Raw genomic sequence first — 24747 nt, forward strand, 5'->3', positions numbered from 1 at the left:
CGACCCCCTTCCCGCGGGTGCGCCGACGCGCGAAGGACCTTCCGTCACCACCCCTCCCCCGACGGGGGGGGAGGGGTCGACCGCCGTTGCGAGGAACGAGCAAAAGGCCGGTCGGGGAGAGGGCCCCCGCGGGTCGCGACGCCCCCCGCTTCCTTCACCCGCGCGGTGCCCCTCCCCCGGCCCCTCCCCGTTCGTTCCTCACGGAGAGGGGAGAAGTCGATCCCGCTGCGACGAGCCGTCCACCGCGACTCCATCCGGAGCACCTCACCCCCTGCCCCACACCACCCCTCCCCCGAAGTTGGGGGAGGGGTCGCCAGCCGTCGCGAGGAACGAGCGAAAGGCCTGGCGGGGGAGAGGGCCCCGCGGGTCGCGCCACCCTCACACCCCGTTCACCCGTTCACCCGTTCACCCGTTCACCCGTTCACCCTCACACCCTCACACCTTTTCACTCCGTTCACCTCAGCCGCCACGCTGTGGACCGATCCATGCACACCTTTCGCGCCCCCGCGACGGTGAGCGACCACCGTTGCACGGCGCGGTCCAGAGGCGAAACAGTAACCCGCGCTGGCAGGCACCTTGCACCACGTGGGAAACATCTGGTGTGGGAAGCGTTCTCCCGCCAGTCCTCCCCAGTATGCGGATCCCCGTGACCAACAATCGCTTGAGCCGGGACTTCACGGCGCAGCTCATGCCGCGCCTTCAGGAGCTTCGCATGGCCGTGGCGGCGCCCGCGCCTCGCGACACGCTGTCGTCGGAGCTGATCGAGGAGCTGCAGACGGCCGTCGAGGAGCTGCGGGTTACCGAAGAGGAGCTGCGCAGCCAGCAGGGCCAGCTGGAGGACGCGTGGCTGGCGGCCGAGACCACCAGCGACTGGAACCGCGCCCTGTTCGACGGCGCGGCCGACGCCATCCTGGTGACCGACGCGAGCGGCGTGGTGCGCGACGCCAACACGGCGGCGGGCGTGCTGCTGAACATCCCGGCCAAGGCCATGCGCGGCAAGCCGGTGGCCGTGTTCGTCCCCACCGACGAGCGGGCGGAGTTCCGCACCCGCCTGCGAGGGCTGACGGACGAACCGCTCCCCGTGCGGTTTGACGTGTGCCTGCAGCCGCGGCTGGCGGTACCGGTGGCGGTGGAGGCTTCGGTGGCCCGCTTTGCGCCGCCGGGCGCGACGGCCGGGCTGCACTGGACGCTGCGCGACGTGAGCGCCACCCGGCAGCGCGAAGAGGGCGAACGCGATGCCGGGCACGGAAACCTGCGCGCACTGCGCGCGCTCCCGTCCGCGACGATCGTGCTGGACGTGGACGGCACGGTTTCGCTGTGGAACACGGCGGCCGAGCGGATGCTGGGGTGGAGCGAGGAGGATGTGGCGGGGGTGGCCGCCCCCTGCTGGAGCGCGGGCGCGGAGCAGGCGCTGGAAGCGGCGCTGGACGGCGCCGCCGGCGAGCCGGTACGGCTGGCGCTGCCGGCGCGCACCCGCGACGGACGCGAGATGACGGTAGAGGTGGGTGCGGCGCGGCTGGAGGACGACGCGGGCGACCCGCGCGGCACCGTGCTGTCGCTGTCGCCCGCGCGCGACGACGCGCCCGCGCCCGTGTTCGCCCGCCCCGCGTGGAACGAGAACGAGATGCGCCGGGTGCTGCTGCAGGGCACGGGCGACCTGGCGGAGCGGATGCGGACGGGGATCGCGGCGGGGGTCTTTCTGGGCCACCTGCACCCCGGCGACCGCCTGCCCAGCATTCGCGAGGTGGCGCGCTTTACCGGCGAAGACCACCGCTGCGTAAGCGCGGCGTACCGCCGGCTTTCCGGCGAAGGGGTGGTGGAGGTGCGCAACCGCCACGGCGTGCTGGTGGGCGCCGGGCCGGAGGCGCCGGAGATGCCGGCATCGGAGACGGCGGCGTGGCTGGCGGGGGTGATTGGCGAGGCGGCGGCGCTGCAGGTAAAGGTGACGCAGCTTCCCGAGCTCACCCGCCGCTGGACGGCGCAGGCCCCGGTGCGCTGCCTGTGCGTGGACGGCACGGAGGATGGACTGGCGTCGCTGACGGCGGAGCTGCACACCCAATGGGGCTTTGAGACGCAGCGCTTTCTGGCGGGCGGGCCCGAGACGCGGCGCGACGCGCTGGCGGCGGCCATGCGCGAGGCGGACGTGGTGGTGACCACGCCCTTTCACGTGCACGCGGTAGACGCGGCGGCGCAGTCCACGGGCACGCCGGTGGTGGTGCTGGACGCCGATCCCGAGCTGGTGGCCGCGGCCGAGGCGCGGCTGCGCGCCGGCGGGCTTGTGGCGGTGGTGGCGGACGCGCGCTACGGCGAACGGCTGCGCTGCCTGACGGGCGGCGAGCGCCTGAACGTGGTGCTGGCCGACGACGCCGACGCGGTGGCGGCGCTGGACCCCGCCGAGCCGGTGCTGATGACGCGCGCGGCGCAGCAGCGCGTGGGCCGGTCGCTCCGCCTGCTGGCGCCGGTGTCGCCCGCGTTCTCGGCGTCACGCGCGCGGGAGCTGGCGGCGGTGCTCATCCAGCGCAACCTGCGTGCGCAGCGCTCGCTGATCTGACGCGCCGATTGTCGCGCGGAGCCGTCCAGGGGGCACGGGGGAAGCTTTTCCTCCGTGCCTCCTTTCTTTGTGCGTGCGACGTGAGGGGAATGCCTCCTACCCTTTCTCTGATATCACTTTGTTGTGCAATCAGGATCAGAGAAACAACGGAAAAGCATCACGCGGAGCCGCGGAGGAACTGATGAGGCGCGGAGGCGTTTGGGGTGTTCCCTCCGCGCCTCCGCGTGAAAATTGTTCCCTTCACTGCACATCGAAATCCGGGAGATGGTCGGGGAGGCTTACGCGTCCGTTGAAGCGTCTTCGTCAGGCGCCCACGCGAAAGAGTATGTTGGCGGTGATTCCAGCAGTGTGTGATCGATCCGGAGCCACCAGCGCCCCTCCACATGGTCCAGTGTGGTGACCCGAACATCTCCGGCGGGTGCTTCAGCGTCATACTGCGCCCTGGCCGTCAGTTCCCGGAACAGCACGTGCGCAAGCCGGTTCCCCTCCGCGATCTCCCCGAGAACCACCCAGCGGCGCTGGTTCAATGCCGCCGCCGATGCCAGGGCACCCGCCAGATCCTTCGGCGGCTTCGCGCTGACCGCGATGGACGCGCGCAGCCTCGCCGCGGGAGATGCCGCTGAAAGGAAGCGGACAAAGAATTCGTCCGCTGAAAGCGCCCTCAGTTCGCGGGCGGACGACACCCCCCATTCCGCCCCGGCCATCGGCAGCCCCGCAGCGGCGTACTGCTGGTCCTGCTCCGCGTAGTACGCCGCGATCTCGCGGGGAAGCCACGGTTGCTCTGCCTGCACCTGTTCCGGTGTTCGCACGGACCGCATCTCCGACTGTTCCATCCAGCGCACGCGAGTCTCGCGGAGTGCCTTGACGGCTCCAGGCCGCACCAATGGCAACACGTCTTCCCACCGTTCAGCCTCCAGCGCCGCAACGGCGGCTTGTACAACGTCGCTTGCGCTGCCGTATGCTGTTTCCATGGACTCGCTCCCCTGGAGTGGTCTCCCCTCCCCCGCTTTCCAGCAAGAGGGCCATGCTAAGGGTGGCGCTTTACCGCTGATGCTGGCAACGGTGTAAGCCAGATCTGAACTGCTCTGACGTGCCCGACTCCGGGAACGTGTCGCGGGTGGGTTTCGCGAAGGTCGCGGAGCACACGGTCCGCCCACGGCAGCACCCGCACGGGGCGATTTTCGGCTGATGCCGTAGCTCTACGGAACATCGCGCCTCCGACTGCCACTGATGCATCGTCACCACCGCCAGCCCAAAGCACCCGCAACGTCTCCAACGCCGCCGTGAGCAGGTCCGGTGTAGCGTCGGCGGGGAGCAACAGCATTTCTCGCCTTGACTCGCCCGCAGCTCGAACCACGCGGAAGCGGGGTGCAGTGTCAGGCAGGGTGTCCACCACGGCAATCAGGACCGGCGAACGTGCGGCGGACTGGTCAGCTTGCGCGCTCACCGAACCCGGGTGACCATGGATCAGCGCGGCGCCGAACATCAGGATGTAGAACAGGCTTCGCATATCTGGAAGGCTCCGGTTCTCTGAGTGGGTACCCGCGTTTCGGGAATCACGTCATGTTCTGTTCGCAGACTTGACCCCACCCTGACCAGTACGGATGCCACGTCTGGCCGCCATCATACGAAATCTCTATCTCCATCCATTCCGAGTAGCACGACGACCCACCTCCACCTCCCCCGCCACCTTCCCCCCCGTCCCCACCGCCACCCCCGCCGCAGGAGTTCTGCACCGAGAGGTCCCCCTGCACCGACTCGTTGTCTTGATCCGGGGCGTACGGATCGTAGGACTCCATGTAGATCGGGCCGCTACCAGCCCCACCGCACCCATCGTTCCGCCGAATCGATCCCGTGTAGTAGATGACATGCCACCGGAAGTCAACGTGAGAAACGGTGCCGTTCAGGTTGTAGTACCATGTGAACGTGCACTCGACGTACGCACCGGGATTGGTCCACGTCGCCTGTCCATCGGCGCTGACTGCGGGGCTGGGATTGGCGTAGTATTGGGCGAACGCATGCTGGAACGGGTGCGTGTAGTAAGTAACATGCCACACATACCCCCCGTGAAACGTCATACCACTTCCTGGGCGGAAGGGTGACGGACAGGTTGTATGCTCAGTAGGACCCTCGATGGCTTGGCCGCTGAGCCCGCCAACCTGCAACATCACGAACACGAGCGCGACGACGATTGAGCCGTATCGCCCGATCATGGTTCCCGTTCCTTCCGTGCAGCCGACGCGGAGTCCGCCCGCCGGGAAACCGCTAACGTCCGGCCCGGCAGAGGATAGGAGTCATCCGAGAGCAGAGCCGGTGGAAGTTGGGACCAGAAAGGCGCCCAAATGTGCTCTAGAAGCCGCTGGCGCTCGGCGTCCCCGAACCGGATGGTGATGGTCACATCACGAGTCTCCACGTCCGTGCGCCCGCTGGCGGCCCACTCGACGTCGTCGAAGTTGCGGAGAAAACGCGCACCGTCCTCCGGAGCCAAGGTTGTCAGCAACCGATCCATCGCGTCGATGTCGATTTGTCCCCTCAGCTGCTCGCGCGCAGCCGGGGATAACGACGCCGGGGCGGGCTGCGGAACCGGCTGGATCGCAGCCGGGGGGCTGTGTTCGCAGGCACAGAGCACGAACGTGAAACCCAGCCAAAGCCGCAGAACTGATCTTCTCATCGCTTCGCTCCCCGTCTGGTCCAATGAACGTTATCACACCAACCGAGCGGTATCGTTAGCTTTTTTTGTGGCGAGGTCAATCCTTTCGTTCGGGAGCGATACAGTTGGCGGACTCCCCATCCCTGTTAATCCATAGGTCCACTGCCCCCAACCAACAACGTCCACGTTTGCAACGAGAGATGGCGGCACGACACGCCGCTGGACGCGCCCTGCTACACCACGTGGTCCCGAGGATGCAACAGGGCCGCGCCTCGTGTCCGGGTGGCGGGCACGTGACCGCGGCGCACGGGGCGCCGTTTTTCAAACCGGATTACGGGGGAAATGATGGAGATGATGAAGCGGCTCATGCTGGTTCCGGCGATCGCGCTGATGGCGGCGTGCGGCGGAGGCGACGAGGGCGCCGCCGTTGAGGGCGGCGACACCATGGGCACCGAAGGCACCACCACCGGCACCACCACGACCACCGACCCGGCCATGGGCGGCACCACCACCGGCACCATGGGTGACACCATGGGCATGGGCGGCACCACCACGGGCACCGGCATGGGCGACACCATGGGCATGGGTACGTCCGGCACCACCGGTACCGGCATGGGAACGGACGGCACGACCGGAACCACGGGCACGGGAACCGGTACCACCGGCACGACCGGCACGGGCACCACGACCACGCCCTGACCGCAGGCGCAGTACGAGAACCGCCGCGCGGACACGACGTCCGCGCGGCGGTTTTCCTTGTACCCAATCCCGCTCACCTGCTCCCAACGGAAGCACACTGTCATCCTGAGCCTGAGAGGGTGTTGAGAAACCTCAGTCTTCGTACGAAGCGCACAGTCATCCTGAGGGAGCGCCAGGCGGAACCTTCAGAAACACAAGAGCTTACGCGCGACCGAAGGACCTTCTCTCCGCCACCGTGAGGCCAGATGCGGGGCATGAAGCCAGCCTCTCGCTTCTGCCGGCAAGGTCCTTCAGTCGGCGCCACAGTATTGTGTATGAACAGGTTATGGAGCGGCGCCTCCCTCAGGATGACTGACACGATTGGAGGGTTCTCAACGCCCGCTCAGGATGGCAGCGATCGTCCACAACCGCGGTTGGTGCGGGTTTCCGGATTGGGCCCGTGGCCTTGCGCGGCTACGGGGATGTCCGCAGGTCGATGTAGACGATCGGCGGCCGGCTGGCGGCGTCCTGCACCTCGGCGGAGGCGGAGGCGGCGGAGGGCGCGCCGGCGGCGGAGAGGCGATCGGCGAACTCGCGGCGAAGCGATTCGCGGGCGGCGGCGGGCACCGTTTCCATCAGCTCGTCCAGCAGCACCTGCTGACGGCTGCGCGCATCGCCCCGCGTGCGGCGCTCAAACCACGCCTGCACCTTGCGCAGGGTGTCCAGGCCGGCGTTGGAACCACCCAGGAACTGGCGTAGGCCGCTGGGGCTCATCCCCACCTGGTCCGCCATCCGCCCCAGCTTTTCGTGGGCCAGGCACTCCCGTATCAACGCGCGGATCCCCTCCACGTCCGGTTCACGCATGGCAGGTGCGGTTGGGCGGATAAAGTGAGCACTTCAGACAACCATAAGCGCTCATCCACCGCCTGCCCAGAGGCAACCGCCCGATCGTGCGAACTACGCCAGGACGCGTACGGATCTATCCCAGATGACGCCACCGCTGGCCCGTTGCGCCCCGCAAGTCGTTTCACCGCCAGATAAAAGCCGCCGCGCGAACCCGGATCCACGCGGCGGCTTCCGTCGATCTCCCACGCCGGGTCAGTCCGCGACGTTCTCCGCCTGCGGGCCGTTCTCCAGCACGGGCACGTCCTCGCTGCCCATCAGCAGCACCCGGCGGATGAGTTCGGCGCGCTGCAGCGTCTCGGCCGTCTGCTCCTGGTACCGTTGGGCCAGCGAGGCCTGCCCGCGCTCTTCCATGCGCGCCCCCATGCGCGCCGTCAGGGCGGCGCGCTCCTCCAGCGCGCGGTAGGCGGCCCACAGGGCGGCGTCCATGGCCGATCCCTGGGCGGCGAGCAGGTTCTCGATGCTGTAGGCGTGCCCCACGCGGCAGCGAAACCGCAGCAGGCCGCCCTCGTCCACCTCCCACAGCGCGCCGTGGCACTCCGGGCAGGCGTAGCCGGAGGGTACGCCCGCGCGCGGGCTTTCCAGCGCCGCGGGGTTCATCTCGGAGATGTCGACTTCGTTGTTCTGCTGCCGTGCCACGGGTCCCGCTCCTTTCAGCTCCACCGGCTCGCCCACGCGGCGAACCAGGATCCCGGGAATCTCGGCGAGCGGCACCACGTGGTCCGCCTGCACGTGCCGCTGCGCGCTGCTGGGCATTCCCGCGTACAGCGCGTCGTCGGGGTCCTGGATGATGGCCAGGCCGCCGGCGGACTTGACCGCCATCAGCCCGGCGGTGCCGTCGTCCAGGTTGCCGGTAAGCACCACGCCCGTCACCCGCGCTCCGTACGCCCGCGCCGCGCTGCGGAACAGCGGGTCCACGGCGGGGCGGGCGCCGTTCTCGCGCGGGCCCCGCACCAGCCGCACGTGCCCGTTCTCCACCAGCAGGTGCCGGTCGGGCGGGGCCACGTACACGCACCCCAGCTCGATGGGCGTGCCGTCCTCCGGGTGCATGGCCGTCATCCCCCCGCGCCGGGTGATGATGCGCGGCAGCACGCTGGTGGTGTGCGGGGGAAAGTGGACGACGACGAAAACGGCCGCCGCCAGGTCGCGGGGCAGCGCCTCGATGAGCGCCGCCACGGCCTCCACCCCCCCCGCCGATGCCCCGATGACCACGATGTCGCGTTCTGCTTGCACCAGACCCCGCTCTCCCTTTCGCGTGCGCCACCCTCACCACCCCGCCCAAGCCTGGCGCAAGAGGCGTGCTTCACCCACGTCCAACGATCATCCGGCGCGGCCGGAAAGAAGCCCCGCGCGGGTCAGGACGCGCCGCGGCGGCGGCACGTCACGGCCGCTGCCCCGCGCTGTGCTCGTGCGTGACGGGTGCGTTCGAACCCGTGGGGATGGCGAGGTGCGCGAGGCGAAAATGCGCCCACACAGCCAGCAGCGAATCCCCCAGGCGTGCCTCGCGGACCACCGCGTCCGAAAGACCCAGCTCGCGAAGCTCGCGCTCCGTTCGTGCGGCGCCCAGCATGGCGATGAGCTCGGCGCGGTACCACCGGCGGTCCGCCTGGCTGCGGCTACGCTCCAGCCGCGCGTCGCGACCGGCCGCGAACACCTCCCCGGCCTCGCGTGCCTCGCTGATCCGGACCTCGTGATCGATGAGCTTCTGCTCGAACTCAATGGAGCGCTGTTCCGCCATGGGGCCCTCCCTGCCAGGTTCAGCCGGGGCGGTACGGACGTGCAAGAAACGAGCGCGCCGAAGACTCCTTACATTGGACAAACCCTTACCACACGGCACTTTGGGGAGCAGGGAGAGGCGTCCGCCGCACCGCGGCTCCACTGCATGATTCAGCGCGCGACGGCGTGACTCGCACCGGGGTCCGCGGGAACATGGGATCACACGGAGTCAACGGAGAAATCCTCGAGGAAGCCGGAAACCCGGGTAAAACCTGGATATTCCGGAAGAGCCAACCGGATTCCAGAGGCCGAAATGCCCTACTTTGCCGCCCAACCTATCCCAGAACCTATCCCACCCGCACCACTGCGTTAGCAGGTTCTAGCGCGGCTGGCCCGGGCGGAAGAACAACGAACAGTTTAGAACCAGCAGCCCCCGCCCACCCTTACCCGGCGAGGGCTGTCCCCCCCCTTGCACCCCGCCGCAAATCCGTGCGGGGCGTGCTCTTTTCCCGTGCCCTGAAAAACCGAAAGTCCCCGCCAAAAAATTCGGGACGGCGGACTCGGGGGGGGGACAAGCCCCCCACTCGCCCGCCGTGAGGAATCATACGGACACATTCGCTCACGCGAAGCGGGGGCGTGCCGGGGTTTACCGTACGCCCCCACTCGGATCAGTTGCGGGGGGTCCGCACCGCGCTGTAGCCACCTGCGCCCGTCGCCCCGCAGGTGCCCGGCGTCAGGCGAACCGTTCCCGTTGCCAAGTCGCGGAACTGGAGGTTACAGGTTTCAATCGGTGTGGGCGCCTGCTTGTACTGGGCAGTCCCGTTGATGTCATCTTCCCAATTCCACCGAATTTCAGTTCGGTTCGTCACTCGCTCGACCAGCATCTCTTTCCCCGTTTCGTCAATCTGCGGATATCGGAAGGACGCAGTGGAATCGCTCCAAGTCAACGCGTGAATCCTGCGCCGGGGTACGTCGAGCTAAAGTCCAGTCGTCCCCGACGTGGTGGAAACCGAGAGGGACGACAAGCAATTCGCCTTGTAGAAGAATACGGCCCCGGGGTACGTGGGCAGACTCTGCGCACGGGTGCACAACCTTCCCCCCGTGGTCTGTGTCGTCGTGCGGATCCGGTTGATGAACGCATACGCTTGCTGCCCGACCGGCGCGTATGCAAGGTATGCGCTCGTTTCTACCCGCACACTCGGCTCCCCCTCGAACACGCATTTGCCGGGGCTTCCATACTGTTGCATCCAACTCTGGTATGCCGGATCGCTGGACCAGTTGGCATGCTGTGCGGCTGGGACTTCTACGAATGTCGCCACGCACACCGGCGTCCCGTCGTACGCTGAATCCGTGATTACCGCGTTGAACGGCACCGTGGTGCTCCCGAAGGCTACAGTCGGCCGGTAGGTAATGGTGGGCGCGCTCGCCGTCCGCTGGAGGTAAACCAGCGTATCCCCTTCGTGAGACAGCCCACCCCTCGAAAGAAATGACGCATTCGCCAGTCCCGATGAACTCGGGCGGAAAGGAATCGGCGTCCACCCGGTGGGGCTCCACTGCCGTCCGCGGCGCAAGGCCTGCGGCTGCTGCGTGTATAGCATGATCTGTTTACCACCATGCAGCGCGTTGAACCCCCGCGAAGCCTCCAGCGTATCCGGCGTAAACGAAAACAACTCCTCGCCCGTCGCAGACGCCGTGTCCCGCTGGGCGTACAGCTTCCCGCCTCCTGCCCACACCCGGTTCCCACACAGCGGCGCACCCGTTCGGCGCGCAGCGAGAACTAGGCTTTCATATGCATTCAGGATTGGGATTCCACCCGCCGCACGATTACCTCTTACGGCACCCTGAACAAGGAGTCGCTTGACGTCAGACGCAGTGAGCCGAGGATCAAAGGAGAACATCAGACCCGCCACGCCCGCGACGTGTGGAGCCGAGAAAGATGTGCCGTTGCCGTGCCGGGTACTTCCCGACGGAAGGGTTCGCGACTTGTCGATAAGGCCGTTTCCCCAGAGCACGTACACGCCTTCCCCCGGCGCGGCAATCTCCACAAGTGGCCCGATGCTTGAGAAAGAGGACACGCCATCCGCGATGTTGCTGGACCCCACGTGCAAAATGCGATTGGCGTGTGTCGTGGTCTCAAAGCCAGTCCATCGGGCGTCAATCGGGTTGTTCCCGGCGGCGACGACCAGCAGCGGATCATGCCCTTGGGCGACTACTGAGTCTAGTGAGGTCTCTAGGTCCCGGCGGTATGACACGAGCACGAGACTGTCACGATGCCGTTTGACTGAATCTGTTTCTATCGCCGGATTGCGGAGATTATTCAAGGAGTCGCGCCAGACGAGTCCCATCGACATGTTGATGACGCGAGAGCCCTGTCGCGCCGCACGACGGAGAAGCGCCCAAACATTCGCGTACTGGAGGCCACCCATCGGCGCGCCAGCACTATCCGTCGAAGCGTCATAAAGGAGCAGCCGCGACCGCCACATAGTCCCCGTGATTTGGCTGGAGTCGTTTCCGCTGGCTGCAAGGATCGCGGCGACACGCGTTCCGTGATCGATCGTGTCTGCCGCACCGGCGTACGCGTTCCAGCCGACGGACTGGGCGAGGTCCGCGTTACCCGCTAGGTCGGGCTGCGCATGAAACCCCTGGTCGATCACCGCGACCTGTAGTCAACGTATCGCCGCAACTGCACCCCCATGCGAACGGGGCCCCGATGCGTTCAAGCGCCCAGTTCTGATTGTTCGCGGAATCGGGATTCAACTGCCATTCGCGCCATCCAACTGTGTCGTACGCCTTCTGGTAAGACACCTCGATAGCGCCAGACGTGATGAATGGGGTCGCGCTCCTGACCTGCGGCAGCCTGGACAGCGTGACAAAGTAGCTCTCAAGAGAAGGAAGGGTGCCGTTACTCGGAACTCGCACGTAGTAGAACCCAGCGCCTCCGCCGACTACGCTGCCGCCTACCATGTCAACCGCTGACTGCCGCTCCTCTTGCGAAGCGTCGGGACGGAATTCTACCCGGACCACGTTTTTTACCAGCATGATCTGCGAATCGCCGTACCGGATGAGCGAAGCGGGACTGTTGAACCACGACGGCCGAGAGTTGGGAGCTGTCAGAGGGACTTTCTGCTCCGTCGTGGTCGCGGTGAAAACCCGCACCGAGAAACCAAAACTCTGAACCGACCGGGGCACACGAAACTGCCAACGTTTAACGTTGGTAACTGCCTGCGGGGGCAGGATCGTGTCGAAGAGGAAATACGGCTGGGCTGCGCCGGTAAAATTCTGCGTCCCGTCATGGTTCGTCAGTATGACAGTCCCAGTGTCACCGGGGGTTTTGTAAGCCGTCACGTAAGGAACTCGCTCGAAGAAAACCTTGAGCCCTGCCCGGATCTGGCCGTCCGGAGTTCCAATGGCGTAGCTCAACAGGTTCTGCACCGTCACATCAAACCCGTAGACGAGCGAGAGCGAGTCGTAGCTGTTGTTAGCGGAGCGCAGCTTGACAGAGGCATTTCCAAGAAGGGCGTAGGAAGCACCGTTCGCTGTGGTGGGGCCCTCCTCCGTGCACGACACAGTTCCGCTACGCACATCAACCGTGCAGCGCAGTACCGGCGTTACCTCCATGGCGACGGCGACCTCCGGCGCATTGGGATTGCGGTCGGTGCACGACAGGCAGGCGAGCGTCAGCAGTGTGGATAGAACCATCGCGAACGCTCCTCGGCTTCGGGGATCGGGTTTCACGGGGCTACTCCGGATTGTGGTTGAATGATGCGACGGGATGTGAAATTGGCACAAGGCCCTTGATGGCCGTGTCTTTCGTCCGCTTCGGGGGGCGCGGAGGCCGTAGTGGACGGCATGGCTGATCGCCAATATTCGCAAGCTGGCGGTGGTCCCCTACGAGCCTGCATCGTTGCTCGTGTTGTCCATCAGTTCTCTTTCCTCAGATTTGATTTCACCTGAAATCCCAGCCCACTCTGGATCGACCAGCATCTCTTCGTAGGCGTCCATTGCGCCCGGCTGTGGCGTCACACCCTTGTAGACGAACGCCCTCACGGAATCCGGCTTTAGCTCGGCCGCAATGCGACGTCCGGAAGACCTCGAGCTACCACCCAGCGCGTGACGTGCGGGCGCAGTTCGTCAGCGCGGGCCACACGTCTCCGCAGAGCCTCCGGCATACGCCGCTGAGGCTTCTCCTGTCCCCCTGCGTCGTCGGTCATGACTGCTCGTTCCTGTTCACGTTCACGAATGATGGTCCACGCAAGGGGCATCGGCGCGGCCGGCGCGTTTCTTCATGGTGGGCTCCAGTTCGGATCGATACCCACCTCCCGCGCAATCGTCAGCAGCCTCTCACGAAGCGGGGTGTCAGGAGGGATATGGGGGTGATTCCCCTGTGCCAGATGAAACACGGTGCTAACCCGCTCAACGGCATTAAGCGGAGTCAGGCCCGCGCGTTCCAGCTCGACCCGGACCAGTTCGCGATATCGAATGAAAACCACTACGGACATCGCTCCATCGTCGTCGTTCCGCTCATCCAACCACCGCGAAAGGAGTTCGCCATCGGTGAGGCCCCGCCCCCCCTCGGGAGACGGACCGGCGGAGGATGTATCCATACTTGTTCCCCAGTATCACGAACTGCCAGCTAGGCTGGACTCCATCATGGCTGGCGCCGGGCTCGCCTTAACGTCCCACAACTCCGCCAGCTCAGCGGCGAGCGCGGAATAGGTGGCTTGCGGCGCGAGGGTCAGGACCGCGCGCTTGGCGCGTCCTCGAACCACTGCCGGAGAGGGCGGAAGCCCTTCCAACCCCGCTCCATGTGATCGACGAGAGAGACGAACACCGGCGACGTGTCCATCTGCTGGTGCACGCGCTGGCAGGCCTCGGTCCACTTCTCGGAATGGAGACTTTCGGTTCACTCATCATGATGCACGCTCCAGCGACTCATCCCCGTCCGGCCACAGCTTCGCCATGCGTTCCGCCGCTTCCGGAAACGCCTCTCGCGACGCCAGCCGCAAGGCCATCCGCTTTGCCCGCGTGAACGCGGGCAGATCGCCCGCCACGCGTGCGGCGTGCGCGAGGTCCACCGCCGCCGCATACCGCACGGCTCCGCTGCCCATCTCATCCTGCAGCAGCGCCCACGCGGCGCCGGCCGCCGTGGCGCCCGTCCGAGGGTTACCCGCCTCTGCACGCGCACGCGCCGTCAGCGCGAGGACCGCGAGCCGGTTCGCTGGCGGCATGTTCACCAGTGCCGGGACGAGCCGCCGCAACGCACTCCGTGCGCGTGCCGGTTCGCCCATGTCCGTCCAGAAACGGCCAAGGTCCAGCAGGAGGTCCGCAGCCCCCGCCGCATCGGGCTCGTACGCGCGCTGTGCGGTCAGGGCGAATTGTGCCGCGCTGGCGTTGTCATTCCGCCGGCGCGCCAGACGGAACAGGCCGTGCGCGGCCCGCATCCGTGCCGGGCGTGCGCCAAACCGCCGTCCAGCACGGTACGCGAGCCGGTAGAAGCGATCCGCCACAGGCGCGTTCTCCCGGCCCTCGTAGAGCGCACCCAACTCGACCAGGGCGGCCGAGTACGCCACCCTGTCACCATCCCGGCGGCATACGTCCACCGCCCGCCGCAGCCATGTTTCCGCCCGTGCATCCTGACCCGCACGGCGGGCGTACACGCCCACGTGCAGCGCCGCTTCCCCGAACTCCGGCGCGGCCACGGCGGCAGCCTGCGCGAACGCAATCGCCGTGTGGGGGAGGCCCGCGCCGCTGGCCCAGGCGGCGACTTCGAGGCAGCAGAGCGCCACGACTTCCGCATCGGCCCGGCTCGGGATGGACAGCATCCCGTGCAGCGTATCAACCGACGCGGACACTTTGCCGGGAAGCTCCGTCGCGGCGAGCAGGGCGAGCCGCGTGTCTGCCGTACCGTCCGCAAAGAGGCTGGCGCGCTTCTCATCCGGCGCGGTGGCCCACAGCGTGACGTCCATCACCGTCCGCCAGAGCAGAAGCCCCAACTGGTCAGGCGTTTCCGCCAGAATCTGGTCGCCCTCCAGCCCGTCGCGCGGATCGCGCAGCATGGCGGGCGGGATGCACCACAGGCGCGGCGAGCGTTGCCGCCCCTGCCTGCTTGACCGCTGTGCCCCACCCATCAGTTCCCACTCCCGAACATCCGCCCGGAGCACGGCGGATGGCCGTATAGCCACGTTGTGTAGTCCGGCCGTCCCCTCCCGTAAGGAGGCGCGAGCGGGCGCGTGTAGGCTTCTATCGAGCCATGGACTGCCGGGGGGGCAGCTGATGCCCGTGTGGCATCAGCCGGTGCAAAGTGTGATTGGGTCGCATCCGACATGAAACTCTCCCGTTTCGGGAACAGGTTTGCATTGGTCGAGTGCGAAGTAAGTCGGGAAGGAAAACGCCGGTCAAGATCGCGCCAAAACATTTCCAAATGCGCTGCCTAGACCGTTTGGGAGCGCAGTACAGAACGTACGAAAACAGAGCGTTATCCCCGTTGGCGCCTTGGTTTTGCTCCTGCGGCGTTGGGGGCGGTCGAGGTGGAAACAAATGGGTTCGGTGGCGTATCCGGAGCGGGAGGGGCTAATTTCGTACGCCGCCCCGATCCCGGCGCGGCGGGGTCACCAACAGCCAAGGAAAGTCACGATGCGTAAGGATCAGTCCAAGCGTGGTATGCGTATCGCGCTCGGTGCGGGTATCGCGTTGTCCCTCAGCGCGTGCGACGCCCGCAGCGAAATGCCGCTACTCCCGCCTGTGTTTTCCAGCGCCGCCGAGGTAACTACTCCCGAGCCACAGGGGGCGGTGACGACCACGGCCAGCGATACCACTACCACGCAACGCGGTGCGTACGTGGGGGCGGGGTACTAGGTGCCCACTGAAAATGAACCGCTCCGGGCGATTAACCCGGAGCGGTCATACGTCTTAGGCGATTGGTAAATCGGGAGACGAATCTCAAAACCTCTGGCGGTGCGGGCTTATCGCGGTCCTTTGGCGGCGAGGAACGAGTACGAAGCAGCAACCCGGCCGCCCGCTGCCGCGAACGTTCATCAGCGGCGACCGACAAGGCGTCTTGGAGCGCGTGTTCTGCCCTCCGCGTCTGCCCTAGCGTTAACGCCCCGCAAGCAAGTTCCGTCAACGCCGCACCCAGCGCTTCGTTGCTTTCCAGCGGCGTCTCGTATACGGCAAGCCAGAGTGAGAGGAAGCGCTGCCGCTGTCCAACTGCGGCCACAGCGCGGGCTAAGTTGCACAGCCCAACTTTGCGCTCGGTTCCCATCGGAAACTCTACGGCTGCGGAAAGAATAGGGATGGCGGCCGAAAAGTAACCGTTGTCGATCAGGAATGCGCCGACATCAATTGCAAGTAAACCAAGCCGATGTTCTCCAGGGCCATAGAGCTTGTAGGCCGCGACTGCGTGCCTGTAGCCCTCCTCGAACGAGCGGCCAACGGCCAAGGGAACTAGATAGTGCCGGGCTGCCGCCATCATCTTTTTCAATCCGGCTGCGCGGGCCTTACGCCATGCCGCAATGAAGCGGCGGCGCGCGTGCTCGCGCCGTCCCCGCATATCTTCAAGGACTCCCCATCCAAGGTACGCCGCGACGTAGGAAGCATCATCGTCGCTCCGGCGAGCAAGGGCAATTGTGCGACGGAACCACTCTTCGGCGGCATTGTAGCGGAGGTCCCGGCGAGCTGCGCGGCCCACTAAGAAGGCGGCACCCGCATCCTCCGGCCGGATGTGAGCAGCGAGGGTCAAAAAGCTCGTTTCGGTCCCGGCATCCCCGTGGGCATACGCCCACTTTCCAATGCCGGTGCACGCATCGAATATCCGTCCTTCCTCCGGGTGCCGAGTGCCCTCAATCAGTTCACGTATGGTGGCCAAGGGTTCGCGAAGCTCTGTCGGGACCTCCCTCGCGTACCATTCAGGAGCACCAAACCCCGCTTCGGCTTCCCGGTACAGGAGATGGGGGGGCAGCCGTCGAACGGCCCAGCTACGTACGGCTCTGTATGCGACAAAGAGCGTGAGCTGAAATCCTCCGGAGCCGGACACATCGAGTAACCGAATACCATCAATGCGGTTCGCGTCCCACGTGTACGGCGGGGGCACGGTCCAGCGTCGCTTCCCGCCCCGGCTCAGGTCCTTGCCCTCTGGTTCGGGCTTATCGATGTAGGCCATGCAAGGGCGAGATATTGTGTTTGGTTGCCGAATACGTGCGCACGTATTTTCGCTAACCGGAACTCTGTGCACAAGATGAACGCCTCCAACGCCTAACGAGTATGCTGCAAGAATGTAGATTCGAGCGGCATTTACGGCATTGGTGGTAGGCGTGGTGGCGTGAACGGGTCGATGTCATTCGACGGCTGGAGAGGTAAAGCACATGGTGCGCCGAAACCACCCGCTCACTCAACTCTGAGTAGGCGGGCGAGCGTGTACACACTGCTACGTTCACGTTGCAGTTATAAGTCCCCACGTTAGCCAAGTGTTTCCGCCTGATTAGTTCTGTGCGGGCTTCTAGCGTCGGCAGAAGCGCTTTTCTCGCCGTAGTATCTCGTTGTAGAGCAGGCGAAACCCCAAGAGCCAGCAATGCGGAAACGGCGCCTAAGACGCTCGCTACGCTCGCAGGCGCCTTTCCGCTGCTGGCTTTTCGCTGCGCTCAAAGACGGCTTACGCGCTCCGTGGGACAGAACCGTTCGCGCACGCGCGCCGCGGCGGCGCGGGACCCGTTCCGCCATTTGACATTTCATCCGGCGGAAAGCACCTTGGCGGTGCCGGGCACGGAGTGAACGCCCGCACCCATACCGCCGTCACGCGTCCCACTCCGGGCCCCAACCCGTGTCCCGGGCGTGTTTTTCACGTATTCTGAGAAAGGCACCCCCCTGCCTGCCCCGGATCACGCAAACGACGGCGCCCCCCCCGCGGTTCCCGTGGTGGCACTGGTGGCCTCGCTGGGCGGGCTGAACGCGCTCAGCCAGGTGCTGAGTGCACTCCCCGCCTCGTTTTCCGCCGCCGTGGTGGTGATGCAGCACATGGAAGCCGGCCGCGCCAGCCTGCTTCCCGAGATCCTCGAAACACGCACGCCGCTGCGGGTGCAATCGGCCGCGGAGGGCGACGTCCTGCGCGCAGGGACCGTCTTCGTGGCTCCCCCCGGCCGCCACCTTAGCCTGCGCGACGGGCGCACCCTGGCGCTCACCGACACACCGCGCGTGAACTTTGTGCGCCCCAGCGCCGACGTGCTGCTGAACTCGCTGTCCGAAGCCGGCGCCCCGGTGATCGCCGTGGTGCTTACCGGCGCGGGAAAGGACGGCGCGGCGGGCAGCCTGCTGGTGCGCGATTCCGGAGGCACGGTGCTCGCACAGGACCGCGAAACCTCCGTGAACTTCGGGATGCCGGGCGCGGCCGTGAGCGCCGGCGCGGTGAACGAGGTGCTGCCGCTGCAGGCCATCGCGCCGCGGCTGGTGCAGCTGATCGACGCACTTTACGGCACGAACGCATGAAGGGCCCGCAGCCACAGCAGCAGCACCCCCGCGACCCCAGGTTCGAATCCCTGCTGGGCTTTCTCAAGGCCAGCCGCAGCTTCGACTTTACGGGATACAAGCGGTCCACCCTCATGCGCCGCGTGCTCAAGCGCATGCAGACCGTGGGGATCGAGGACTTCGACGCGTACCGCGACTACCTGGAGGTGCACGCCGGGGAGTTCGACGAGCTGTTCAACACCATCCTCATCAACGTCACCTCGTTTTTTCGCGACTCCGAAGCGTGGGGCACGCTCTCGGGCGAGTTCATCCCCGGCATCCTGGCCCGCAAGGAGCCGGGCGAGCACGTGCGGGTGTGGACCGCCGGGTGCGCCAGCGGCCAGGAAACCTACTCGGTGATGATGGCGCTGGCCGAGGTGATGGGTGAGGACCAGTTTCGCCAGCGCGTCAAGGTGTACGCCACCGACGCCGACAACGACGCGCTGGCCACCGCGCGGATGGGCGCGTACGCGCAGGCGGAGCTGGACGAGCTGCCCGACGGGTACCGCGACCGCTACTTCGAGCGCATGGGCGGCCGCTGGACCTTTCGGGCCGACCTGCGGCGCCAGGTGATCTTTGGGCGGCACGACCTGGTGCATGACGCGCCCATCAGCCACCTGGACCTGCTGGTGTGCCGCAACGTGCTGATGTACTTCAACACCGAAGTGCAGTCCCGCATCCTGACCCGCTTTCACTTTGCCCTGGCCCCGCAGGGGGTGCTGTTCCTGGGCAAGGCCGAGATGCTGCGCGCCCACGCCGACCTGTTTGCCCCCGCGCACCTGCACGCGCGCATCTTTCGCAAGACCTCACCCAACGGCGTGCGCGACCGGCTGCTCACGCTGGCGCGCGGCACCCCGCGCGTGCACCTGACGGCCCCGCTGCAGGTAAGCGTCCGCGACGCAGCCCTGAACGCCATTCCGGTGGCGCAGCTGGTGGTGACCACCCAGGGACAGGTGATGCTGGCCAACGAGAGCGCCCGGCGTCTCTTTGCCCTGTCCCCGTCCGATGTGGGCCGCCCCCTGCAGGACCTTACCGTCTCGTACCGCCCGGTAGAGCTGCGCTCGCGCATCGAGCAGGTGCTGGCGGAGCGCCGCATCGTGCACCTGGCGGGGGTGGAGCACGGCATGCCGGGCGAGGAAACGCGCACCTACGACGTGGAGCTGTGCCCGCTGGGAGGCCCTGTGGGTGAGGAGCTGATCGGCGTTTCCATCGTCTTCATCGACGTCACCCGCCACACGCGGCTGCAGTCGGAGATCGAGTTCGCCCACCAGTCGCTGGAAACGGCGTTCGAGGAGCTGCAGAGCACCAACGAGGAGATGGAAACCACCAACGAGGAGCTGCAGAGCAGCAACGAAGAGCTGGAAACCATGAACGAGGAGCTCCAGAGCACCAACGAGGAGCTGGAGACGCTGAACGACGAGCTGCAGCGCCGCACCGGGCTGCTGGACGACGTGAACGCGTACCTTTCGTCGGTGCTCACCAGCCTGCGCAGCGCGGTGGTGGTGCTGGATCCCGCGGAGCAGGTGCAGGTGTGGAGCCCCAAGATGGAGGAGCTGTGGGGGCTGCGCGCGGGCGAGGTGAACGGACAGCCTTTGCCGCAGCTGGACATGGGCCTTCCCGTGGAGCAGTTCGCGCCGTCGGTGGCGGCGGTGCTCGAAGGCCGGGAGCCGTTTCAGGAGGTGGTGGTGGACGCGGTGAACCGGCGCGGCCGCGCCATCCGCTGCAGCGTGGGCGTACGGCCGCTCCTTACCCCGGCGGGCGACATTCGCGGCGCGGTGCTGTTCGTGGATGAAGTGGACGCGCCCCCCACGCCCGCGGCCGCCCCCGATGCCGGCTGACCCCAACGCTCCGCCGCCGGCCCCTTCCGCGGAGGACCGCGGGGGTGCGCCGCACCAGCGCTTGGGCGACCAGCTGGTCCGCTCGCAGGCGCAGGTGCGCACCCTGCGCGAGCGGTCGCGCGAGCGCGGCATCCGCGACGCGCTGGTGGACGAGGCGGTCGAGGCGCTGCACACCGCGCTGGAGGAGCTGCGCGTCACCGAAGAAGAGCTGCGCATCCAGAACGAGCAGCTGGAGGAGTCGCACGCGCAGGTCGCTGCCGAGTGGGTGCGCTACGAAGAGCTGTTCCAGCTGGCGCCCGACGCCTACCTGGTCACCGATCCCGGCGGCGTGATCGCCGAAGCCAACCACGCGGCGGCTGCGCTGCTGAACGTTCCGGGTGCACGGCTGCGGGGAAAGCCGCTGGCCGTCTTTGTCCCCGGCCCGCAACGCCGCGACTTTCGCAACCGGGTGGACGCGGCCGTCGCGCTGGGGCGGCTGGACGAGTGGGAAACGTGGCTGCAGCCCCGCGGCACCGCGGCCGCCATCCCCGTAAGCTGCACCGTAACCGCCGTACACGACGCGAGCGCCGGGGCCACGGGGCTGCGCTGGCTGGTGCGCGACGTCACCGAGCGCCGCCGCGGCGAGGCCGACCGCGCCGCCCTGGTGCGCGAAGAAGCCGCGCGTGCCGAGGCACAGCGGCAGCGGGCGTTCCTGGAGGCGGTGCTGCGGCAGATGCCCGGCGGGGTTCTGATCGCCGAGGCGCCGGACGGCCGCATCGTGATGCACAACGACGAGGCCGAGCGCATCCTGCGCCACCCCCTGCGCGCCGTGCGGCTTCCGGAATACGGCGAAGCGGGGATGCTGCGCGCGGACGGCTCGCCGCTGGCGGCGGAGGAGTACCCCCTGGCCCGGGTGCTCCTGCGGGGCGAAACGGTGGTGAACGAGGAGGTGCCGTACCGCCTGGGCGACGGCACGCTGGCCACGCTGCGCGTCAACGCGTCGCCCGTGCTGGACGCCGAGGGGCACACGGTGGCGGCCGTATCATCCTTTACCGACGTGACCGAGGAGCTGCGCCGGCTGCGCACGGAGCACGTCCTGGCCGAGGTGGGCGAGGTGCTGTCGTCGTCGCTGGAGCCGCGCGAGATCATTCAGCAGGTGGCGCGGCTGTGCGCGGGGATGCTGGCGGACTACTGCATCGTGCACGTGGAGGAGGGCGACACGGTCCGCGCCCACGGCATCGCCCACGCCGACCGGACGCGCGAGGAGCTGGTGCGCGGGGTGCTGCGCCGCTTTCCCATCCCCCCCGGCGCCGACCAGCCGGTGATGCGCGCCCTGCGCACCGGCGAGCCGGAGATGATCTCCGTGGTGGACGAGGCGGCGCTGCGGGCGCTGTGCACGGGGCCGGACCACGTGGAGATGGTGCGCGCGCTGGGGCTCTCCTCCGCCATCGTGGTCCCCATCCGCGCCAAGGGCCGCACGCTGGGCGCCCTCTCGCTGGCCCGCACCGGCGGCGAGCCATACGACGCGCACGACCTGGCGCTGGTGGAAGAGGTGGCGCGCCGCGCCGCGCTGGCGGTGGAGAACGCGCGGCTGTACGAGACGGCCCAGCAGGCGGTGCGCGCCCGCGACGAGGTGGTGGCCGTGGTTTCGCACGACCTGCGCAACCCGCTCAACGCGGTGCTCATCGCGTCGACGGTGCTGGCGGAGTACGGCGACGTGGAGCGGCTTAGCGCGCGCGACCGCAAGCAGCTGGACGTCATCCGCCGCAGCGCCGAGCAGATGACGGCGCTGGTGCAGGACCTTCTGGAGGTGTCGTCGCTGGAAAGCGGGTCCATGCAGATGAACCCGCGCCCGTGCGCGCCCTCGGTCCTGGTGGGCGCCGCGGAGGAGATGTTCCGCCCGCTGGCGGAGGAGAAGGGGGTGGCGCTGGTGGTGGGGAACGCGGCCGACATTCCGCCGGCGCAGGCGGACTACGGGCGCACGCTGCAGGTGTTCGGCAACCTGGTGGGCAACGCCATCAAGTTCACCCCTGCGGGCGGCCAGGTACAGGTGGGGGCGGAGCGGGCGGTGGACTACGTGCGCTTCTGGGTGCGCGACACGGGCCCCGGCATCGAGCGCGAGCACCTGCCGCGGCTGTTCGACCGCTTCTGGCAGGCGCGGCGCGGCGGCAAGGCGGGCGCCGGCCTGGGCCTGGCCATCGCCAAGAGCATCGTCGAGGGCCACGGCGGCCAGATCTGGGTTGAAAGCGCCCCCGGCGAAGGCAGCACCTTCCACTTCACCCTCCCCGTCGCTCCCGCCTCCCCCGGCTAAGGCGCATCGTCCCAAAGACAAAAGAAAGCCTCACACGGAGTTAACGGAGTCAACGGAGTTTGCTCGTGCCGATTCCCCGGCTCTGGAGTGAATTCCTGCAGAACGGGGAGCAAGGAGGATGATCCTCGCTCCACGTTGCTTTATCCAGTCTTCCTGGTCATCTGCACAGGTATTCGGGACCGGCAGGAAACAACTCCGTTAACTCCGTTGACTCCGTGTGAGGCCATATCTTCTTCAGGCCTTGCGGGTGACGTAGACCAGCGAGACGGGGTGGCCGTTGAAGACCAGGCTTTCCGTCTTGAACACCTGCACGTTGGCGATGGACTCCATGTCGCGGTTCAACGCCTCGCTGTGGTCGCTGTCGCCGTACTCCAGCACCTGCCCGCTCGCGTCGGCGATAATCCACACGAACTCGGCCGTGGTGCCGTTGCGCGCCACCTCCGGCAGGTACCGCGCGACGTACTCGCGCGCCTGCTCGGCGGTGATCTCCACCTTGCTGGTGGGCGACTCGCGGAACGGGGGCTCCTGACCGGCCGGCTCCCGCTCGCGCGTGGTTTCGGTGCTCGCCACCCTCTGACCGGGGGTGAGCTTGCGGATCCACAGCACCTCCACGCGCCCGGGCCCCATCTGCCCCGGCGAAAAGCCCACGACGTCCACCATGCTCTCCCGCATCTCGTCGCTGCTCATCTTCGAGGGCTGGCGCGCCCTGCTCGCCGTCTCCGGGCCGGTGGCCTGCGCGCCGCCCGGCCGCCGCAGCTGCACGCGCTCGTGCCGCGCGATGGTGCCGTCCGTATCGACCACAAAGAGAAGGCTTGCCGACGCGGTGGGGGCGGCGCTGAACACCTCGGGATAGTGCGCGCGCACGGCCGCCTCGATCGCGCTGCGCGAGATGCCGGAACCGTTGGGCATGGCCATCGTCCCGCCGCCGCTCACGGTTTCGATGGTGGTGGACGCGGGCGAGGGCGAGGGCTGCACGGGGCCGGGCGCCTCGCAGGCGGCGGCGACCATGGCCAGCGCCGCCGCGCCAAAGCCGGCGGCGCGAAGCCAGGGCCGGCGTGCTCGTGGACTTGTCATGATGCGGATTCTCCTTTCGAGAAACGATGCAGGTTCACTGAAGGCGGCAGCCAGCAGCCGTCCGCCCGCTCCGCGGCGACCCACCTCCAGCAGGAGGGTGCCGTACGCCCGCACGTCGGCGCGGCGCGCCAGGACACGGGCATCACAATCCACTTCCACCGCCAGCCGCAGCCGGCGAAGCTGCCACCACGCGGCGGGGTTCCACGGCATCACCGCGACGGCGGCCAGCCCCAGCGCCAGCAGCCGCGGGTCCCCCGCGCGCAGGTGCTCCTGCTCGTGCTGCAGCAGCAGCGCGCGCACCTCCGCCGGCGCGTCCTCCACCACCCACCGCGGCAGCACGATGCGGCTGCGGAAAAAGCCGATCACCGCCGGCCCCGTCGCGGGGGAGAGGAGGACGCGGACGCCGTCCACCTCTGCCGCCTTCCATCCCCGCCGCCGCCGCTCCAGCACCGCCCACGCGGCCAGGAGCGCGAGGACGGCCGCCGCGCTCGCCATCATCCACCCGATCGCCAGCGGCCCGTCCAGCGCGGCCGCGTCCACACGGGATGCGCTCTCCGCCGCCGCGGCGGGAAAATCCGCCAGCCGCAGCCGCGTTCCCTCGCCGCCCGGGGCCGTCGCCGCCGGAGTGGGCGCCGGAGCGCGAGGCATCCAGCGCGCGGCGGCGGGGATCGCCAGCATCAGCACCATCGCCGTGGCCCACACCCAGCGCTGGGGGAGCGCAAAGGCGCGCATCGCCCGCTCCGTGGCCAGCGCGGCCAGCGACAGCAGCGCGCCCACGGCCAGGCAGTACAGCATCCACTGCGCGATCATCGCTCCTCCTCGCCCATGCGCTCGTCCAGCAGCCGCCGCATGCGCCGCAGCTCGTCGTCGCTCAGGCCGCGGTCGCTTACCAGGTGCGTCAGCAGCAGCTCGGGCGAGTCCTTGAACAGCTTGTGCAGCATGCGCTTGAGCACGCTGGTGCCGGCCGCCTGCCGCTCGACCAGGGGGTGGTAGCGGTAGGCCTTTCCCTCTTCGGTGTGGCCCACGTACCCCTTTTCCTCCAGCGTGCGCAGGACGGTAAGCACGGTGGTGTAGGCCAGGTCGTCGGCCAGCCGCTCGCGCACCTCGGCCACGGTGCCGCCGCCGCGGTCCCACAGCACGCCCATCACGTCCAGCTCGCGCTCCGTAAAGTTGATCTCCACCCCTTGCCCCTTTCTACTAGAGTCTTAGTAGATGGTAATCGCCTCCTCCGCATCTGTCAACTATTTTTTTAGTAGATGATGTGCGGTAGCGGATTTTGTCGTTGTGTACAGCTTCAAAGATGTGTCTCACACGGAGTCAACGGAGTTAACGGAGTTTGTTCTGCGCGATCTCTACGAGCATTCGGCGGTACTAATGGGAGACGTAATCCGGGCATTGCACGGTGTTGAAGTGCTCACGAATGCTTCACTCCGTTAACTCCGTTGACTCCGTGTGAGACCAATCCGTTCGTCGTCCGCACGACTCTTGCTGACCCGCACCGCACGCGTCCACCGGGGCGCGGGAGAGTGGTGATTCAAGAGAACGGCCTGAG

16 protein-coding genes are annotated in these 24747 nt (G+C 67.3%); 5 read left to right on the top strand and 11 right to left on the bottom strand.

Going from position 1 to position 24747, the window contains the following annotated elements:
* Positions 1-661: 661 nt before the first annotated feature.
* Entirely contained in the window at positions 662-2551 is a 1890-nt protein-coding gene (locus ACOJUJ_RS22965; protein WP_420129252.1) for a PAS domain-containing protein, read from the top strand.
* A gap of 278 nt (positions 2552-2829) precedes the next feature.
* Here ACOJUJ_RS22965 and ACOJUJ_RS22970 read toward each other — a convergent pair whose 3' ends face one another.
* Entirely contained in the window at positions 2830-3522 is a 693-nt protein-coding gene (locus ACOJUJ_RS22970) for a hypothetical protein (RefSeq protein ID WP_420129253.1), read from the bottom strand.
* 2021 nt (positions 3523-5543) lie between these two features.
* Between ACOJUJ_RS22970 and ACOJUJ_RS22975 the strand changes: the two genes are divergently transcribed.
* Positions 5544-5900 (top strand): hypothetical protein, encoded by a 357-nt coding sequence (locus ACOJUJ_RS22975; RefSeq protein WP_420129254.1) that lies wholly within the window; start codon positions 5544-5546, stop codon positions 5898-5900.
* A gap of 453 nt (positions 5901-6353) precedes the next feature.
* Here the strand turns inward: ACOJUJ_RS22975 and ACOJUJ_RS22980 are convergent, their stop codons facing one another.
* The 8 genes from ACOJUJ_RS22980 to ACOJUJ_RS23015 form a co-directional block, all read right to left on the bottom strand.
* Positions 6354-6743 carry a hypothetical protein gene (locus tag ACOJUJ_RS22980; protein ID WP_420129255.1) on the bottom strand — a complete coding sequence of 130 codons (390 nt, stop codon included), beginning with the start codon at positions 6741-6743 and terminating at the stop codon, positions 6354-6356.
* Positions 6744-6977: 234 nt separating this feature from the next.
* Complete coding sequence (locus ACOJUJ_RS22985) at positions 6978-8015, bottom strand: chemotaxis protein CheB (protein WP_420129256.1); 1038 nt, start codon at positions 8013-8015, stop codon at positions 6978-6980.
* Between the two features lie 148 nt (positions 8016-8163).
* Positions 8164-8520, bottom strand: a complete 357-nt coding sequence (locus ACOJUJ_RS22990; RefSeq protein ID WP_420129257.1) for a hypothetical protein — start codon at positions 8518-8520, stop codon at positions 8164-8166.
* A gap of 646 nt (positions 8521-9166) precedes the next feature.
* A complete protein-coding gene (locus ACOJUJ_RS22995; RefSeq protein ID WP_420129258.1) occupies positions 9167-9445 on the bottom strand; it encodes a hypothetical protein in 279 nt (92 codons plus the stop codon).
* A gap of 30 nt (positions 9446-9475) precedes the next feature.
* Positions 9476-11152: a S8 family peptidase gene (locus tag ACOJUJ_RS23000; RefSeq protein ID WP_420129259.1), complete on the bottom strand. Its 1677-nt coding sequence runs from the start codon at positions 11150-11152 to the stop codon at positions 9476-9478.
* On the bottom strand, positions 11109-12233 hold the full coding sequence (locus tag ACOJUJ_RS23005; protein WP_420129260.1) for a hypothetical protein: 1125 nt from the start codon (positions 12231-12233) through the stop codon (positions 11109-11111). Before ACOJUJ_RS23005 ends, ACOJUJ_RS23000 begins: the two co-directional genes overlap by 44 nt.
* A gap of 1175 nt (positions 12234-13408) precedes the next feature.
* Positions 13409-14554, bottom strand: coding sequence for a tetratricopeptide repeat protein (locus ACOJUJ_RS23010; RefSeq protein WP_420129261.1), 1146 nt, complete (start codon positions 14552-14554; stop codon positions 13409-13411).
* Positions 14555-15384: 830 nt separating this feature from the next.
* The gene (locus ACOJUJ_RS23015; RefSeq protein WP_420129262.1) at positions 15385-16362 is read right to left on the bottom strand and encodes a hypothetical protein; all 978 of its coding nucleotides are present in this window, start codon (positions 16360-16362) and stop codon (positions 15385-15387) included.
* Positions 16363-17408: 1046 nt separating this feature from the next.
* Here ACOJUJ_RS23015 and ACOJUJ_RS23020 point away from each other — a divergent pair.
* The 3 genes from ACOJUJ_RS23020 to ACOJUJ_RS23030 are packed head-to-tail and all read left to right on the top strand — an operon-like array spanning position 17409 to position 22121.
* A complete protein-coding gene (locus ACOJUJ_RS23020) occupies positions 17409-17975 on the top strand; it encodes a chemotaxis protein CheB (protein WP_420129263.1) in 567 nt (188 codons plus the stop codon).
* Positions 17972-19831: a CheR family methyltransferase gene (locus tag ACOJUJ_RS23025; RefSeq protein WP_420129264.1), complete on the top strand. Its 1860-nt coding sequence runs from the start codon at positions 17972-17974 to the stop codon at positions 19829-19831. The genes ACOJUJ_RS23020 and ACOJUJ_RS23025 overlap by 4 nt, the downstream gene beginning before the upstream one ends.
* Positions 19821-22121 (top strand): ATP-binding protein, encoded by a 2301-nt coding sequence (locus ACOJUJ_RS23030; protein ID WP_420129265.1) that lies wholly within the window; start codon positions 19821-19823, stop codon positions 22119-22121. Before ACOJUJ_RS23025 ends, ACOJUJ_RS23030 begins: the two co-directional genes overlap by 11 nt.
* 234 nt (positions 22122-22355) lie before the next feature.
* Here the strand turns inward: ACOJUJ_RS23030 and ACOJUJ_RS23035 are convergent, their stop codons facing one another.
* Together ACOJUJ_RS23035 and ACOJUJ_RS23040 are read right to left on the bottom strand one after the other, a co-directional pair.
* Positions 22356-24005 (bottom strand): M56 family metallopeptidase, encoded by a 1650-nt coding sequence (locus ACOJUJ_RS23035; RefSeq protein WP_420129266.1) that lies wholly within the window; start codon positions 24003-24005, stop codon positions 22356-22358.
* Complete coding sequence (locus tag ACOJUJ_RS23040) at positions 24002-24376, bottom strand: BlaI/MecI/CopY family transcriptional regulator (RefSeq protein WP_420129267.1); 375 nt, start codon at positions 24374-24376, stop codon at positions 24002-24004. Before ACOJUJ_RS23040 ends, ACOJUJ_RS23035 begins: the two co-directional genes overlap by 4 nt.
* Between the last annotated feature and the right edge of the window lie 371 nt (positions 24377-24747).

The sequence above is a fragment of the Longimicrobium sp. genome, assembly GCF_048594345.1.
In the GTDB taxonomy this organism is placed as follows: Bacteria; Gemmatimonadota; Gemmatimonadetes; order Longimicrobiales; family Longimicrobiaceae; genus Longimicrobium.